The organism is Streptomyces sp. DT190 (assembly GCF_049846985.1).
Taxonomy (GTDB): domain Bacteria; phylum Actinomycetota; class Actinomycetes; order Streptomycetales; family Streptomycetaceae; genus Streptomyces.
The window spans coordinates 222,973-238,332 of the sequence record NZ_JBNCNM010000001.1; the positions used below are offsets into that span (position 1 = coordinate 222,973).

At 73.5% G+C, this 15,360-nt stretch carries 14 protein-coding genes; 8 read left to right on the top strand and 6 right to left on the bottom strand.

Annotated elements, in window-relative coordinates; genetic code table 11:
- Positions 1-46: 46 nt before the first annotated feature.
- Together ACPXCS_RS00945 and ACPXCS_RS00950 are read left to right on the top strand one after the other, a co-directional pair.
- A complete protein-coding gene (locus ACPXCS_RS00945; RefSeq protein WP_425945950.1) occupies positions 47-1,036 on the top strand; it encodes a multicopper oxidase domain-containing protein in 990 nt (329 codons plus the stop codon).
- Between the two features lie 98 nt (positions 1,037-1,134).
- Positions 1,135-2,172: a LacI family DNA-binding transcriptional regulator gene (locus tag ACPXCS_RS00950; RefSeq protein ID WP_425945951.1), complete on the top strand. Its 1,038-nt coding sequence runs from the start codon at positions 1,135-1,137 to the stop codon at positions 2,170-2,172.
- Positions 2,173-2,194: 22 nt separating this feature from the next.
- Here the strand turns inward: ACPXCS_RS00950 and ACPXCS_RS00955 are convergent, their stop codons facing one another.
- Positions 2,195-2,980 carry a VOC family protein gene (locus tag ACPXCS_RS00955; protein WP_425945952.1) on the bottom strand — a complete coding sequence of 262 codons (786 nt, stop codon included), beginning with the start codon at positions 2,978-2,980 and terminating at the stop codon, positions 2,195-2,197.
- A 345-nt stretch (positions 2,981-3,325) separates the two neighbouring features.
- Between ACPXCS_RS00955 and ACPXCS_RS00960 the strand changes: the two genes are divergently transcribed.
- On the top strand, positions 3,326-3,571 hold the full coding sequence (locus tag ACPXCS_RS00960; protein ID WP_425945953.1) for a WhiB family transcriptional regulator: 246 nt from the start codon (positions 3,326-3,328) through the stop codon (positions 3,569-3,571).
- Between the two features lie 99 nt (positions 3,572-3,670).
- On the opposite strand, the gene ACPXCS_RS00965 is transcribed toward ACPXCS_RS00960, so the two are convergent.
- The 4 genes from ACPXCS_RS00965 to ACPXCS_RS00980 all read right to left on the bottom strand — a co-directional run bounded on the left by ACPXCS_RS00965 (position 3,671) and on the right by ACPXCS_RS00980 (position 10,453).
- Entirely contained in the window at positions 3,671-4,648 is a 978-nt protein-coding gene (locus ACPXCS_RS00965; RefSeq protein ID WP_425945954.1) for an acyl-ACP desaturase, read from the bottom strand.
- 190 nt (positions 4,649-4,838) lie between these two features.
- Positions 4,839-5,615, bottom strand: a complete 777-nt coding sequence (gene ddaH, locus ACPXCS_RS00970) for a dimethylargininase (RefSeq protein WP_425945955.1) — start codon at positions 5,613-5,615, stop codon at positions 4,839-4,841.
- 904 nt (positions 5,616-6,519) lie between these two features.
- A complete protein-coding gene (locus ACPXCS_RS00975) occupies positions 6,520-8,799 on the bottom strand; it encodes an ATP-binding cassette domain-containing protein (RefSeq protein ID WP_425945956.1) in 2,280 nt (759 codons plus the stop codon).
- 10 nt (positions 8,800-8,809) lie between these two features.
- Positions 8,810-10,453, bottom strand: a complete 1,644-nt coding sequence (locus ACPXCS_RS00980; protein WP_425945957.1) for an ABC-F family ATP-binding cassette domain-containing protein — start codon at positions 10,451-10,453, stop codon at positions 8,810-8,812.
- A 292-nt stretch (positions 10,454-10,745) separates the two neighbouring features.
- On the opposite strand from ACPXCS_RS00980, the gene ACPXCS_RS00985 reads away from it, so the two are divergent.
- Complete coding sequence (locus ACPXCS_RS00985) at positions 10,746-11,390, top strand: GOLPH3/VPS74 family protein (protein WP_425945958.1); 645 nt, start codon at positions 10,746-10,748, stop codon at positions 11,388-11,390.
- A gap of 61 nt (positions 11,391-11,451) precedes the next feature.
- On the top strand, positions 11,452-12,282 hold the full coding sequence (locus tag ACPXCS_RS00990) for an isocitrate lyase/PEP mutase family protein (protein ID WP_425945960.1): 831 nt from the start codon (positions 11,452-11,454) through the stop codon (positions 12,280-12,282).
- A 3-nt stretch (positions 12,283-12,285) separates the two neighbouring features.
- On the opposite strand, the gene ACPXCS_RS00995 is transcribed toward ACPXCS_RS00990, so the two are convergent.
- The gene (locus tag ACPXCS_RS00995) at positions 12,286-12,702 is read right to left on the bottom strand and encodes an SsgA family sporulation/cell division regulator (RefSeq protein WP_425945961.1); all 417 of its coding nucleotides are present in this window, start codon (positions 12,700-12,702) and stop codon (positions 12,286-12,288) included.
- Positions 12,703-12,959: 257 nt separating this feature from the next.
- Here ACPXCS_RS00995 and ACPXCS_RS01000 point away from each other — a divergent pair, with 257 nt between their 5' ends.
- The 3 genes from ACPXCS_RS01000 to ACPXCS_RS01010 all read left to right on the top strand — a co-directional run bounded on the left by ACPXCS_RS01000 (position 12,960) and on the right by ACPXCS_RS01010 (position 15,212).
- The gene (locus tag ACPXCS_RS01000; RefSeq protein ID WP_425945962.1) at positions 12,960-14,069 is read left to right on the top strand and encodes a WD40/YVTN/BNR-like repeat-containing protein; all 1,110 of its coding nucleotides are present in this window, start codon (positions 12,960-12,962) and stop codon (positions 14,067-14,069) included.
- Positions 14,070-14,121: 52 nt separating this feature from the next.
- Entirely contained in the window at positions 14,122-14,445 is a 324-nt protein-coding gene (locus ACPXCS_RS01005) for a plasmid stabilization protein (RefSeq protein ID WP_425945963.1), read from the top strand.
- A gap of 74 nt (positions 14,446-14,519) precedes the next feature.
- Entirely contained in the window at positions 14,520-15,212 is a 693-nt protein-coding gene (locus ACPXCS_RS01010; RefSeq protein WP_425945964.1) for an endonuclease V, read from the top strand.
- Positions 15,213-15,360: the final 148 nt, after the last annotated feature.

A 15,360-nucleotide genomic window follows, 5' to 3' on the forward strand; every position in this document is an offset into this window, starting at 1 on the left:
CTCAGGTACGCCTCCGTAAAAGCCTTACCAGGGTGGGGAGTTCCGCATGGACAGACGCAGCTTCAACCGGCGTGTGCTGCTCGGCGGCGCCGCCGTCGCGACATCGTTGTCCGTGGCGCCGGAGGCCATCAGCGCCGACGGACCCGCGAAGACGGCGCCCGCCGGGGGCGAGGTGAAACGCATCAGGATGTACGCCGAGAAGCTGGCGGACGGTCAGATGGGCTACGGCCTGGAGAAGGGCAAGGCCACCGTCCCCGGCCCGCTGATCGAGCTCAACGAGGGCGACACCCTGCACGTCGAGTTCGAGAACACCATGGACGTGCCGGTGAGCCTGCACGTCCACGGCCTGGACTACGAGATCACCAGCGACGGCACGAAGATGAACCGCAGTCACGTCGAGCCGGGCGGTACCCGCACCTACACCTGGCGCACCCATGCCCCAGGCCGCCGCAAGGACGGCACCTGGCGGGCGGGCAGCGCGGGCTACTGGCACTACCACGACCACGTCGTCGGCACGGACCACGGCACCGTCGGGCTGCAGAAGGGCCTGTTCGGGCCGGTCATCGTGCGCCGCAAGGGCGACGTCCTGCCCGACGCCACGCACACGGTCGTCTTCAACGACATGCGCATCAACAACAAGGCGCCGCACTCCGGGCCGAACTTCGAGGCCACGGTCGGGGACCGGGTCGAGTTCATCGTGATCACGCACGGCGAGTTCTACCACACGTTCCACATGCACGGTCACCGCTGGGCGGACAACCGCACGGGCATGCTGACCGGCCCCGACGACCCCAGCCAGGTCATCGACAACAAGATCACCGGTCCGGCCGACTCGTTCGGCTTCCAGGTGATCGCGGGGGAGGGGGTCGGGGCCGGCGCCTGGATGTACCACTGCCACGTGCAGAGCCACTCCGACATGGGGATGGTCGGACTGTTCCTGGTGAAGAAGCCGGACGGGACCATCCCCGGCTACGACCCGCACGAGCACGAACACGGGCACGAGCAGGAGGCGGCGGAGGGCGGACACGACCACTGAGGGGGGCGTGACACCCGGCAGACGGTGGCGAGAGCGCTCTCACCCGGCGGCGCGCCCGGGGCTATCCTGATCCGCAGCCGCAGGTGAGGAGCCCCGAAGTGACCGACACAGCGCCGCGTCCCACCCTGGAGGCCGTGGCCGCCCGGGCCGGTGTCTCGCGGGCCACCGTCTCCCGCGTGGTCAACGGCGGGGACGGCGTGCGCGCCATCCTGGTGGAACGGGTGCGCCAGGCCGTGGAGGAACTGGGGTACGTGCCGAACCAGGCCGCCCGCTCCCTGGTCACCCGGCGGCACGACGCGGTCGCCGTCGTCGTGGCCGAACCGGAGAGCCGCGTCTTCGCCGACCCCTTCTTCGCGCTCCAGCTGCGCGGCATCAGCAAGGAGCTCACGGCCCACGACAACCAGCTGGTGCTGCTCCTCACGGAGGGCCGGGACGACCACGCCCGGGTCGCCCGCTACCTCGCCGGCGGGCACGTCGACGGGGCGCTGGTGTTCTCCCTGCACCTGGACGACCCGCTGCCGGAGCTGATCCAGCGGGCCGGTGTCCCCACCGTCTTCGGCGGGCGGCCCGGCTGGAGCGGCGACCGGCGCGACGTGGTGTACGTCGACAGCGACAACCGCGGCGGCGCCCGCGACGCCGTCCGCCACCTGGCCGGCCTCGGCCGCACCCGGATCGCCCACATCACCGGCGCCCTGGACCAGACCTCGGCGGTGGACCGGCTGGACGGCTACCGGGACGTCATGGGCGACGCCGACCCGCGGCTGATCGCCGAGGCCGACTTCACCCCGGCCGGTGGCGAGCGGGCGATGCGCGAACTCCTCGCCCGCTGCCCCGGCCTGGACGCGGTGTTCGCCGCGAACGACCTCATGGCCTCCGGCGCCCTGCGCGTGCTGCGCGAGTCCGGGCGCCGCGTGCCGGACGACGTGGCCGTCATCGGCTTCGACGACATGCAGCCCGTCGCCGAGCAGACCGACCCGCCCCTGACGACGGTCCGGCAGGACATCGAGGAGATGGGCCGGCTGATGGCCCGCCTCCTGCTGAACGGTCCCGGCCCCGGCGCCCGGCCGGAGGATCCGGCCGCCACACCGTCCAGCGTGGTCCTGCCGACGACGCTGGTGCGGCGCGGATCGGCTTGAGGCCAGTCCTCCGGCGGCGGGGCTAGCCCTGGGGCGGCTCGGTCCGGATCACCGCGAAGCGGGCACCCCAGGGGTCGGTGAGCTTCGCGACGCGGCCGACGTCCGGCAGGTCCCTGGCGGGCATGCGCACGGTGCCGCCGCGCTCCTGGGCGAGAGCCGCGACGGCGTCCGGGTCGGCGACCTCGAAGTACGGCAGCCAGTGCGGCTCCTGCTCGGCCGGATCGTCGGCGAGCGGCACCACACCGCCGAACATGGCGTCCTCGCCCTCCCCGGCCGGGCCGAACGTGGTGTAGGCGCCGCCCGGCATGTCCACGCCGTAGGTCTCCAGGCCGAGCACGGAGTGGTAGAAGGCGGCCGCGGCCGGGACGTCCGCCGTGTACAGCTCGGCCCAGCACAGCGCGCCGGGTTCCCCGACGACGTCCATGCCCCGGGTCCGGCCCGGCTGCCACAGGCCGAAGGGCACCCCGGCCCGGTCGGCGAGGATCGCCGTCCGGCCCAGGTCCTGGACGTCCATGGGCGGCAGCAGCACCGCGCCGCGCGCCTGCCGGGCCGCCTCGGCCGTGGCGTCCGCGTCCGGGGCCTGGAAGTACACCGTCCAGGAGGGCGGCCCCTGCTCCGGCGTGGTCTGCATGCCGCCGGCGACGGTCCGCTCGCCGAGCTGGAAGAGGCCGTACCCGCCGACCTCGGGCCCGCCGGGCCGGAACCGCCAGCCGAACAGGGCTTCGTAGAAGGCCGCCGCACCGTCGACGTCGGGGGTGCCGAGATCGATCCAGTTCGGAGCGCCGGTGACATAACGGGTGGTGAGCATGTCGCCCTCCTCGCACAGGGGCCCGTTCGTCTGCTCTGCCGAGTCTCGCACCGCCGGAGGGCCGGTGCCGCGCCGCCGCGCGGCCGGGTGCGGTCGGGCCGGGCGCCCGGTCCGGGCGTCCCGTCCGGGTTCCGCGCGCCGCCGTGCACCGAGGGCTGCGCCGCGCGACGATCGACCACGATGCCGCGCGACGAGCGACCGCAGGGTCGGGCGGCGATGGACCATGAGGCGGGGCGACGTTCGATCACTGCGCGGGGCGACGATCGACCACCGCGCCGGGGCTGTGAACGCGGCGTTGATCTCGCGTTGATCGAACGTTTTGCGGCGGCCGGAACGCTTTCGGTCATGCACATCGACACGATCACCCCACCCGAACTCGCCTGGCAGCAGGAAGCGTTGTGCGCGCAGACCGGGGCGGAGTTCTTCTTCCCCGAACCCGGCAGTTCGGTGCGCGAGGCCAAGCGGATCTGCGGCCTGTGCCCGATCCGCACGGCCTGCCTGGAGTACGCGCTCGACCACGACGAGCGCTTCGGCGTCTGGGGCGGCCTGTCGGAGAAGGAGCGGCTGGAACTGCGCAAGGCGGCGCGGTAGCCGCACGGCCGGTGCGGCGCCCGGCCCGCGTTCACCGCGCGCGGGGCCCCGGCCGCTCGTGGCGGACGGGGGCCTCAGGTCAGGGGTGCCGGGTGACCGTCAGGCGCCGGCGCGGGCCGCCATGCGGGCCTTGCGCGCGGCCAGCTTCTCGTCGAACTTCGCGGCCTCCGCGTCCAGTCCGCTCATGTACAGTCCCAGCTCCTCCTGCGCCTTGCGGCCCTCGGGGCCCAGGCCGTCGATCTCCATGATCTTCAGGAAACGCAGCACGGGCTGCAGGACGTCGTCGTGGTGGATGCGCAGGTTGTAGACCTCGCCGATCGCCATCTGCGCGGCGGCGCGCTCGAAGCCGGGGATGCCGTGACCGGGCATCCGGAAGTTGACGACCACGTCGCGGACGGCCTGCATGGTCAGGTCCGGGGCGAGGTCGAACGCCGCCCGCAGCAGGTTCCGGTAGAAGACCATGTGCAGGTTCTCGTCGGTCGCGATGCGGGAGAGCATGCGGTCGCAGATCGGGTCGCCGGACTGGTGGCCGGTGTTGCGGTGCGAGATGCGGGTGGCCAGCTCCTGGAACGCGACATAGGCGATCGAGTGCAGCATCGAGTGGCGGTTGTCCGACTCGAAGCCCTCGCTCATGTGGGACATCCGGAACTGCTCCAGCTTGTCCGGGTCGACCGCGCGCGAGGTGAGCAGGTAGTCGCGCATCACGATGCCGTGCCGGCCCTCCTCCGCGGTCCAGCGGTGCACCCAGGTGCCCCAGGCGCCGTCACGGCCGAAGAGGGAGGCGATCTCGTGGTGGTAGCTGGGCAGGTTGTCCTCGGTCAGCAGGTTGACGACCAGCGCGATACGGCCGATCTCCGTGACCTTGGACTGCTCCTTCTCCCAGGCCTCGCCGTCCTCGAAGAAGCCGGGGAAGTTGCGCCCGTCGCTCCACGGCACGTACTCGTGCGGCATCCAGTCCTTGGCGACCTGCAGATGCCGGTTGAGCTCCTTCTCGACCACTTCCTCCAGTGCGTACAGCAGCTGAGCGTCGGTCCAGGTGCCGGCGGGGCTGCCGAAATGGGGAGTGGTGATCGTCATGGACTCTCCAGGGGGACATACGTACGAGCGGTGTGCAGTAACTTACGGCATCGTAGGCTACGTCTCCGTAGGTTACGAGCCCGTAGGTTAAGCGTGCCGTAAAGGCCGCTGATCAGCGGAGACGTCCGGGGGGAGGACCGGGGCCGGGGACCCGCAGGTAGGCGGCGGGGCGGTCGGCTCCCTCGGCGCGTCAGACGTACAGCTCCCGCAGCCGGACCGAGAGGCATGTCACACAGCCTTCGAGCTTCTCGAACTCGCTGATGTCCACGACGACCGGTTCGTACCCGAGGTCGGAGAAGAGTTCCGCGGTCTTCGGGGCGCTCGCGGCCATGAGCAGTTTGCCGCCGCCCAGCAGCACGACGTGCGCGCCGGCCTCCTCCGGCACGGGCAGGAAGCGGGCGAACAGCGACGGCGCGTCCATCTGGGGGATGTGGCCGATGACCGTCCCGTCGGGCAGGGCCGTCACCGCCGACTTCAGGTGCAGCACCTTGCTCACCGGCACGGCGACGACCCGGGCGCCGAGCGGCTCGAACGCGGCGCGCAGCTGCTGGACGCCGGCGGCGTTGGTGCGCCCGCCGCGGCCCACATACACTGTGTCGCCGATCTTCAGGACGTCACCGCCGTCCAGCGTGCCCGGCTCCCAGATCCAGTTCACCGAGCAGCCCAGACCGGCCACGGCCTCCTCGACCCCGGCGGTCTCCGCGCGCCGGGAGTCGGCGCCCGGGCGGGCGATCAGCGCCACGTTCCGGTACAGCACGACCGTGTCCTCGACGAACACCGAGTCCGGGCAGTCGTCGGCCGGCTCCACCTCGATGGTCTCCCAGCCGTGCGTGCGCAGGGCCTGCACGTACGCCTCCCACTGCTCGCCCGCGAGGTCGGCGTCGATCCCCTCCCGCTCGATGTGCGTCACCAGGCCTTCGGCGAGGCGTGGGCTGGGGCGGCGGACGAGGGCCTTCTTGCTGGGCACGAGCGTGACTCCGTATCGGATGGGACGTGTCTGGACCACACCGACAGGGTTCCCGGGATCGGCCGGAATCCATCGGGCGTCGGCCGACCATCATGCAGGGCGGACGGGGGAGAGGACACCCCCGGAGCCCACCGGCGTCGCCCGACCGTGTCCCCCGGCCCCTGCTCCACACCCTCCGCGAGACGCCCCCAGGCCCCGGCGATCCCCGCCGGTCCTGCCGCCGCGGGCTGCGATGCCCGGTGTGGCCGCCGCCCCCTGCCGGAGACGGCATCGGCCGGGCACCCGGTGCCTGCGGGCCCGCGGCGGCCGTCCGGCGTGCGTCCCGGGTGTCCCGGCACCCGGCGTTGCTGCGGTGCCTCCCCTCGGGGCGGCAGCGGCCGGATCGCCGGGCCTCCCGGCCCGCCGTGGTCGGCCACGTCGTCCACTGGGTGTTCCGGCGGCCGGTGTCGCCGCCGCCGGGCGGGCGGACAGTGGGGCCCGTCCGGGCCCCTGACCCGCCCTTGCGGGCGCCGTGCTTGCCGGGTCATGCGAGGCCGGGCGTCGCCCCTTGGGAGCGGGCAGCGGGGCCCCGCACGTGGGGGCCCTCTGGCTCGCCGCCGTCGCCCACCGCGCTCACCGGCCCAGCGGGCCAGCGGACCAGCGGCCCCACCGGCCTTACGGGCTCACCGGGCCCACCGGCCTTGCGGGCTCACCGGTCTCACCGGCTCACCGGGCCCACCGGCCTTACGGGCTCACCGGCCTTACCGGGCCACCGGCCGCACCAGGCCACCGGCCGCACTGGGCCCACCGAGCCACCGGCCTCACCGGGTACCGGCCCCACCGGATCCACGCCCCACCGCCCTACTGACCCCACCGCCCCACCAAGCCCTCGTAGCCCCCGTAGCCCCCGTAGCCCCCGCGGAGTTCACTCCGCCACGTCGGCACCCGGCCGCACGACGAAGCGTCGCAGGTGCTGCCCGGTGAACGATCCGGGCGCTTCCAGGAGTTGCCGTGGTGTTCCCTCGAACATGACCTCGCCGCCGTCCCGGCCGCCGTCCGGGCCCAGGTCGATCACCCAGTCGGCCCGGGCGACCACGTCGAGGTTGTGCTCGACGACGACCACCGTGTTGCCCGCGTCGACCAGCCGGTCCAGCAGGGCGATCAGGCCCGCCACGTCCGCCATGTGCAGACCGGTCGTCGGCTCGTCCAGCACGTAGACCGCGCCCGTGCGGTGCAGCCGTGTCGCCAGCTTGATGCGCTGCCGCTCACCGCCGGACAGCGTGGACAGGGGCTGGCCGAGCGTCAGGTAGGTCAGTCCGACGTCCCGCAGCGCGCACAGCCGGCGCCGTACGGCCCGGTCCTCGAAGAAGTCGAGCGCCTGGTCGGCGGTCATCTCCAGGACGTCGGCGATGGAGTTGCCCCGCAGGGTCAGCCGCAGCACCTCCTCCTTGAAGCGCCGCCCCTCGCAGTCGTGGCAGGTCGTGGTCACCGGGTCCATGAAGGCGAGGTCGGTGCAGATGACGCCCCGGCCCTCGCAGGTGGCGCAGGCGCCGCCGGAGTTGAAGCTGAACAGGCCGGCCTCCGCCCCCGTCTCCCGGGCGAAGATCTTCCGGACCGTGTCCATGATCCCCAGGTAGGTCGCCGGCGTGGACCGGCCCGAGATGCCGATCGCCGACTGGTCGACCACCACGGCCTCCTCGTGGGCGGCGGTGAACTCCCCGACCAGACTGCTCTTGCCCGACCCGGCGACCCCGGTCACCGCCGTGAGCACGCCGGTGGGGAACCGTACGGTCACGTCGCGCAGGTTGTGCCGGTCGGCGCCCTTGACCCACAGTTCCCCGGTGGCCCGCCGCACCTCCTCCTTGACGGCCGGGCGCCGGCGCAGACAGCGCCCGGTGAGCGTGCCGGACGCGGCCAGCTCCCGGGGCGTCCCCTCGAACACCACCGTGCCGCCCCCGGCGCCGGCGTCAGGCCCCATGTCGACCACGTGGTCGGCGAGGGCGATGACGTCCGGGTCGTGCTCGACGACCAGCACGGTGTTGCCCTTGTCGCGCAGCCGCAGCAGCAGGTCGCCGAGGCGGCCCACGTCCCGCGGGTGCAGCCCGACGCTCGGCTCGTCGAAGATGTACGTCATGCCCGTCAGGCTGGAGCCGAGGTGCCGCACGGTCTTCAGCCGCTGTCCCTCCCCGCCGCTGAGCGTGGCGGTCTCCCGGTCGAGGCTGAGATAGCCGAGGCCGATCGCCTCGATCCGCTCCAGCGCCGCCACGGCCGCCCGGGCGATGGGCCGTGCGACGGGGTCGCCGATCTCCTTCAGTACGCCGATCAGGTCCGTGACCTGCATGCGCGTGCAGTCGGCGATCGAGCGGCCGTCGATCCGGGTGGCGAGCGCCGCCGCGTTGAGCCGTGCTCCCCGGCAGGCCGGGCAGACGCCCTCCACCAGGAACTCCCGGACCAGGTCACGGGTCTTCTGGCTCATGCCCGACAGGTCCCGCTTCAGGTACAGCCGCTCGAAGCGGTCGGCGAGGCCCTCGTACTCGGTGGTCCAGGTGCCTCCGCTGCCCTGGACGGTGACCGTGCTGCCGGGCCGCCCGCGCATCAAAAACTCCCGCTCGGCGGCGGTGAACCGCCCCACGGGCTTGTCCGGGTCGAGGTCGGGGCTGTTGGTGTACGTCCGGCCCTGCCAGGTCCCCGCGGCGAACGGCGGGAAGCGGACCGCGCCGCCGGCGAGGGAGCGCTCCGGGTCGAGGATGCGGTCCCAGTCGGGCCCCACCACGCGCCCGAGACCGTCGCACTCGGGGCACATGCCCGACGGGTCGTTGAACGAGTAGGCCGTGGCCGGCCCGGCGCTCGGCGTGCCGTGCCGGGAGAACAGGACGCGGATCACCGAGTAGACGTCCGTCATGGTGCCGACCGTCGAGCGGGAGTGGCCGCCGACCGGCCGCTGGTCCACGACGATCGCGGGGGTGAGATGCTCCAGGCCGTCCGCGTGCGGCCGTTCGAACTTGGGCAGCCGGTTGCGGACGAACCACGGATAGGTCTCGTTGAGCTGGCGCTGCGACTCCACCGCGATCGTGTCGAAGACGACCGAGGACTTCCCCGACCCCGAAACGCCGGTGAACACGGTCAGCCGGCCCTTCGGGATGCGGAGCGTGACGTCCTTGAGGTTGTTCTCGCGGGCTCCGGTCAAGGTGATGAAAGCGGACATGCACCCGACGCTAGGCGGAATACCCGACAGCCTCTGGCGTGATTTCCTTCAGTTCCCCCTCCTCCAGCAGCAGCCAGCGGGTGACGCCGATCGACTCCAGGAACGGCAGGTCGTGGCCGGCCACGACCAGCGCCCCCTCGTAGGAGTCCAGGGCCGTGGTCAGCTGCCGCACACTGGCCATGTCCAGGTTGTTGGTCGGCTCGTCCAGCAGGAGCAGCTGCGGCGCGGGCTCGGCCAGCATCAGGGCGGCCAGGGCCGCCCGGAAGCGCTCACCGCCCGACAGCGTCGCCGCCCGCTGGTCGGCCCGGCCGCCCCGGAACAGGAAGCGGGCCAGACGCGCCCGGACCCGGTTGTTGGTGGCGCCCGGCGCGAAGCGGGCCACGTTCTCGGCGACCGTCAGCTCCCCGTCCAGGACGTCGAGGCGCTGCGGCAGGAACCGCAGCGGGACGTGCGCCGTCACCTCGCCCGACTCCGCAGCCAGCTCCCCGGTGATCGTGCGCAGCAGCGTGGTCTTGCCCGCGCCGTTGCGCCCGATCAGCGCGACCCGTTCGGGACCGCGCAGTTCCAGCGCGCCCCGGACCCGGGCCCCGTGAGGCAGCACGACATCGCGCAGGGTCAGGACCGTGCGCCCCGGCGGGACGGCCGTGAACGGCAGGTCGACGCGGATCTCGTCGTCGTCCCGTACGGCCTCCACCGCCTCGTCGAGCCGCTCCCTGGCCTCGGCGAGCTTCTCCTCGTGCATGATCCGGTGCTTGCCCGCGGACACCTGGGCCGCGCGGCTCCTGAGCTTCATGACGGCCCGGGGCTCGCGCTTGGTGTCGTACATCTTCTGGGCGTACCGCTTGCGGCGCGCCAGCTTCACCTGCGCGTCGGTCAGTTCGCGCCGCTGCCTGCGGAGGTCGGCCTCGGCGACCCGCACCATGCGCTCGGCCGCCTCCTGCTCGGTCTCCAGGGCCGCCTCGTAGGCGGAGTAGTTCCCGCCGTACCAGGTGATCCCGCCGGAACGCAGGTCCGCGATCTGGTCGACGAGGTCCAGCAGTTCCCGGTCGTGGCTGACGACGACCATGACGCCCGGCCAGGACCGGACGGCCTCGTACAGCCGCCGCCGGGCGTACAGGTCCAGGTTGTTGGTCGGCTCGTCCAGCAGCAGCACGTCGGGCCGGCGCAGCAGCAGCGCGGCCAGCCGCAGCAGGACGGACTCGCCGCCCGACACCTCGCCGGTGGAGCGGTCCAGCCCGACGTGGCCGAGGCCGAGTGCGCCGAGCGCGGCGAGGGCGCGCTCCTCGACGTCCCAGTCGTCGCCGACGGTCTCGAAGTGCTTCTCGGCCACGTCGCCCGCCTCGATGGCGTGCAGCGCCGCACGCCGCGCGGCGATGCCGAGTGCCTCGTCGACCCGCAGGCCGGTGTCGAGCGTGACGTTCTGCGGCAGGTAGCCGACCTCGCCGGTGACGCGGACGGTGCCGTCGGCCGGGGCCAGGTCACCGGCGATCAGCTTGAGCAGGGTCGACTTGCCCGAGCCGTTGACACCGACCAGGCCGGTCCGGCCGGGGCCGAACGTGGCGTCCAGGTCCTCGAAGACGGGCGAGCCGTCGGGCCAGGTGAACGACAGGGATGTGACAGTGACGGAAGCGGAGGAAGCGGAGGAAGTGGACATGGTGGCCTCACTCGCGGTTGCTCGAAGCGGTCAGGGGCACACGCGTGTCGAGACACCTGCGACCCGTGAGGAGGCACCACGGGCATGAGAAGAGCCCTGCGCCGGGGGACGGCTCGGACGCCGAGGTCGCACGCAGCGCACACACCTCACGGGTGCGGCGCGGTGTCTCAGGACCTCAGACGAGCAACGTCCTTCTCCTCTCGGCGGCAACAGGACCGCTGTACACCGTAGGAGGGGGTACAGGGCCTGTCAACGCGTTAACCGAAGCCGTCCCCCCGCCTCTGGAGGCCCCGTGTCCCACGGTTCGCTCACGCTGCCGGCCCGGCTGTCGCTGCTGGCCTGGGACACCGCACGGCCCCCGGCCGGCGGCGCCGCCCAGCCGGCCGGCCCGGTGCGCGCGGGCGCCCTCGTCGACCTGGCCCGGCGCGGCCTGCTCGTCGACGAGGACGGCATCGCCACACCGGTCGACATGGACTCCCGCAGCGGTGACGCGGTCCTCGACGGACTGCTGGAACTCGTCCACGAGTCGTGCCCGCACTCCTGGCGCACCTGGGTGACGCTGCGGGCCCGGGTGACCTCCGACGCCGTACGGGAGCAGCTCGTGGCCGGGGGATACCTACGGGCGGAGAAGAGACGCGTCCTCGGGGTGTTCCCGTCCGTGGAGTACGCGCTGGAACGCGCCGCCGCGGTGAAGGTGCTGCGGGAGGAGACGCGGGAGGTGCTGCACGGGCCGCTGCCGGCCGAGGCGGTCGCGGAACGGGACGCGGCGGTCGCCGTGCTGGCGGACGCGGCGGACCTGCTCGGCGTGAGCACCGGCGAACAGCGCGTGGCGGAGCTGACCGAACAGGCCGGGGCGTCGGTGCCCGGGCTCGCGCGGATCGTGCGCGAGGTGCGGGCGGCGGTGGCCGCGACGGTGCCCGTGCCGGCCCCGATCTGACCCACCACCCTGTCGGATTCCTGCCAGCCACCCTGCCGGGGCGGCTGGTTGAGTGGCGGGCATGACGAGACAGCACGACCGCGCCGCCGCCTTCCACGCCCTGCACGTCCCCGGCACCCCACTGGTCCTGCCCAACGCCTGGGACGCCGTCAGCGCCCGGCTCGTGGAGGAAGCCGGTGCCGCCGCGGTCGCCACGACCAGCGCGGGACTCGTGTGGGCGCTCGGGGCGCCGGACGGCGAACGCGTGGACCGGGACGCCGCGCTGGCCGCCGTCGGCCGCATCGCCCGCGCCGTGACCGTCCCCGTGTCCGCGGACATCGAGAGCGGCTACGCGCCGGACGCGGAGGGCGTCGCCGGTACCGTCCGCGCGGTCCTCGCCGCCGGGGCGGTGGGGGTGAACATCGAGGACGCGGTGCACGGCGCCGCGGCGGGCGGGCCGCTGCGCGGCGTCGCCGAGCAGGCCGAGCGGATCGCCGCCGCGCGCGAGGCGGCCGACACGGCGGGGGCGCCGCTGTTCGTCAACGCCCGGATCGACACCTTCCTCGGCGGCGCCGGGGGAGTGGACGTCACCCTGGAGCGGGCCGCCGCGTTCCGCGCCGCGGGCGCCGACGGGATCTTCGTCCCCGGGGCCGTCGACCCGGGGACCGTGAAGGAACTCGTGGCGGGCGTCGACGCGCCGCTCAACGTCATGGCCGGCCCCGGCGCCCCGCCGGTCGCCGAACTGGCCGCGCTGGGCGTCGCCCGCGTCAGCACCGGCTCGGGCCTCGCGCAGGCCGCGCACGCCCTGGTCCGCCGGGCCGCACGGGAGCTGCTGGGCACCGGCACCTACCGGTCGCTGACCGGGGCACTCGACTACGGCCGGGTCAACGCCCTTCTCGACGACTCGCGTTGACGCTCAGCAGGCGTCGCGCATGAGCTCCGCCAGGTCGTGGTCCAGGTCCAGCTGCAGGTGCTCGAGGCCCACGGGCACCAGCTCGCTCGTCGCCTCCAGGAACCTGCGGATCTCGCCCGAGCGGACGTGCACCACGGCGGTGCCCTCGGGAGCGTGGAACTCCAGCACCGTGCGGTCGTAGCCGTAGGGCCGCACCCGTACGTCGCCGTGCCCCTCGGGGTTCGCGAGGCCCGCGGCGAGCAGCTCGCGGGAGAAGGTCCAGCACACCTCGACACCTTCCAGCGTGGCCGGGGCGGGGAAGGTCATGCGGACGGCGAACGGGTCGCGTCGGTCGTAGTGCAGCGTCGCGGGAATGCTCGGCATACGCGGCGCGGCGGCGACGAGGCGGGCCTCCACGGGCTGCTCGATGACGATGGACAACGCCTTGCTCCCTTGTGACGGCTGGACGGACACGTCCGGGCGGATGAGGCCTGGCATGGGAAGAGACGACGGAATCGGCCATTCCGTGCACCCGAAGTGCGAGTGACCTCCGTCACCGCCTTCATGCACGGGAGTGACCCGGCTCTCCTCGTGTGCCCCGAAGGGCGGACGCGACGCCTGCGGGAACGCCGGGCGGGGCCGCGAGGCCGTCTGGACGGCACCCGGGCGGTGGGCTAGCTTGCCCGCCCATGAGGCGCATGGGGAGCACGCGACGGACGGGACGGACAAGACGCGGCGTGACGGCGGCGACGGTGTGCGCGGCGGCACTGGCCGCCCTGACCGCCGGACCCGCGGGGGCGGGTGAGCCGGAGCGCGGGCCGCACTGGGAGCTCAAGGACACCGGCACCCCGGACGTACGGTTCCGCGGTCTGGCCGCCGTCGGCCGGAACACCGCCTGGGCCGCCGGGACCTCCGGCACCGTGCTGCGCACCACCGACGGCGGGGCCACCTGGCGGAACGTCTCACCGCCCGGCGCGGGGGAGTTGCAGTTCCGGGACGTCGAGGCCTTCGACGCGCGCCGGGCCGTCGTCCTGGCCATCGGCGAGGGCGAGGCGTCCCGCGTCTACCGCACCGACGACGGCGGAGCGACCTGGACGGAGTCCTTCCGCAACACCGACCCGAGGGCCTTCTACGACTGCCTCGCCTTCTTCGACCACCGCCACGGCCTCGCCCTGAGCGACCCGGTGGACGGCAGGTTCCGCATCCTGTCGACCGGCGACGGCGGCCGGACCTGGACGGTGCTGCCCGACCGCGGCATGCCGCCCGCGCAGGAGGGGGAGGCCGGGTTCGCCGCGAGCGGCCAGTGCCTGGTGACCTCCGGACCGAAGGACGTCTGGATCGCCACCGGCGGGGCCGCGCAGGCGCGCGTGCTGCACTCCGGTGACCGCGGACACACCTGGAGGGCCACCGGCATGCCCCTGCCGGCGGGCGACCCGGCCCGCGGCGTCTTCGCGCTGGCCTTCCGCGACCGGGCCCACGGCCTCGCCGTCGGCGGCGACTTCCGGCCCGGGGAGCCCTCGCCCCGCGCCGCCGCGCGCACCTCCGACGGCGGCCGCACCTGGCGTCCCGCCGCCGCGCCCCCGGCCGCCTACCGCTCCGGTGTGGCCTGGCTCCCGCACAGCCGCACCGCCGCCCTCGCCGTCGGCCCCACCGGCACCGACCTCACCACCGACGCGGGCCGCACCTGGCGGACGGTCGACACGGGCTCCTACGACACCGTCGACTGCGCCCCGGACCACGGCTGCTGGGCCGCCGGTGAGAAGGGACGGGTGGCCCGCCTGGAGCACCGGGCGAGCGGTATGCGGTGAGGGTTGGCAGTGTGGGTACTCGTTCGCTGATCGTGAAAGGAAGTGAGCGAGAATGCCACGCGGTTCGAGCTCCAAGCGGGAGCGCCAGTACGAGCACATCAAGGAGAGCGCGAAGGACCGGGGCGAAAGCACCGGCCGCGCCAAGGAGATCGCCGCACGGACGGTGAACAAGGAACGCGCCCGCTCCGGCGAGTCGAAGACGGCCAGCCGCACCTCCACGAAGGACATGTCGTCCGGCAGGCGCGGCGGCCAGCGGTCGGGGCAGGGCTCCCAGGGCCCCACCTACGACCAGCTGTACCAGGAGGCCAAGCGCAAGGGCGTGGAGGGCCGTTCGAGCATGAACAAGAGCCAGCTGCAGCACGCGCTGGGCAAGTGAGGCGGACGCCCGGAGAGGCCGGCGGGACACCCTGGTCCCGTCGGCCTCGGCATGGCCCGTAGGCTCGGGGCACCATGACGACCGTACGCATCCCCGAGGACTGGCCCGCCACCGAGGAGCAGGCCCGCGCCGTCCAGGACACCCTGCGCGAGCGGGTGATCCTCGACGAACCGGGCCCGCCGCCCGGGACCGGCCGGGTGACCGGAGTCGACGTCGCCTACGACGACGAACGGGACGTCGTCGCGGCGGCCGCGGTCGTCCTGGACGCGGCGAGCCTCGACGTCGTCGCCGAGGCCACCGCGGTGGGCCGGATCTCCTTCCCCTACGTGCCCGGGCTGCTCGCCTTCCGCGAGATCCCCACGGTGCTGGCCGCCCTCGACGCCCTGCCGTGCGACCCGGGCCTGGTCGTCTGCGACGGCTACGGCCTCGCCCACCCCCGCCGCTTCGGCCTCGCCAGCCATCTCGGCGTCCTGACCGGCCTGCCCACGATCGGCGTCGCCAAGAACCCCTTCACCTTCACCTACGACGACCCGGACACCCCGCGCGGCAGCAGCTCGGCGCTGCTCGCCGGCTTTGAGGAGGTCGGCCGCGCCCTGCGCACCCGGGACGGGGTCAAGCCGGTCTTCGTCTCCGTGGGCCACCGCGTCGGCCTGGCCGCCGCCTGCGCCCACACCCTCGCCCTCACCCCCGCGTACCGCCTCCCGGAGACCACCCGCAGGGCGGACGCGCGGTGCCGCGAGGCGCTCCGGGCGGCCTGCTCGGCCTGACCCGCCACCCGCCGGCGGCCCACCTCCCGGTACCGCGAGTCGCGGATCGCCGGCCCGGTCCGCCCGCCGGGTCCTTCGCCAACGCTTCCTCTTCCAGGGAGACTTCGAGGCACATCGCATGCGTCGGAAGTGAGTACGACCTCTGAGT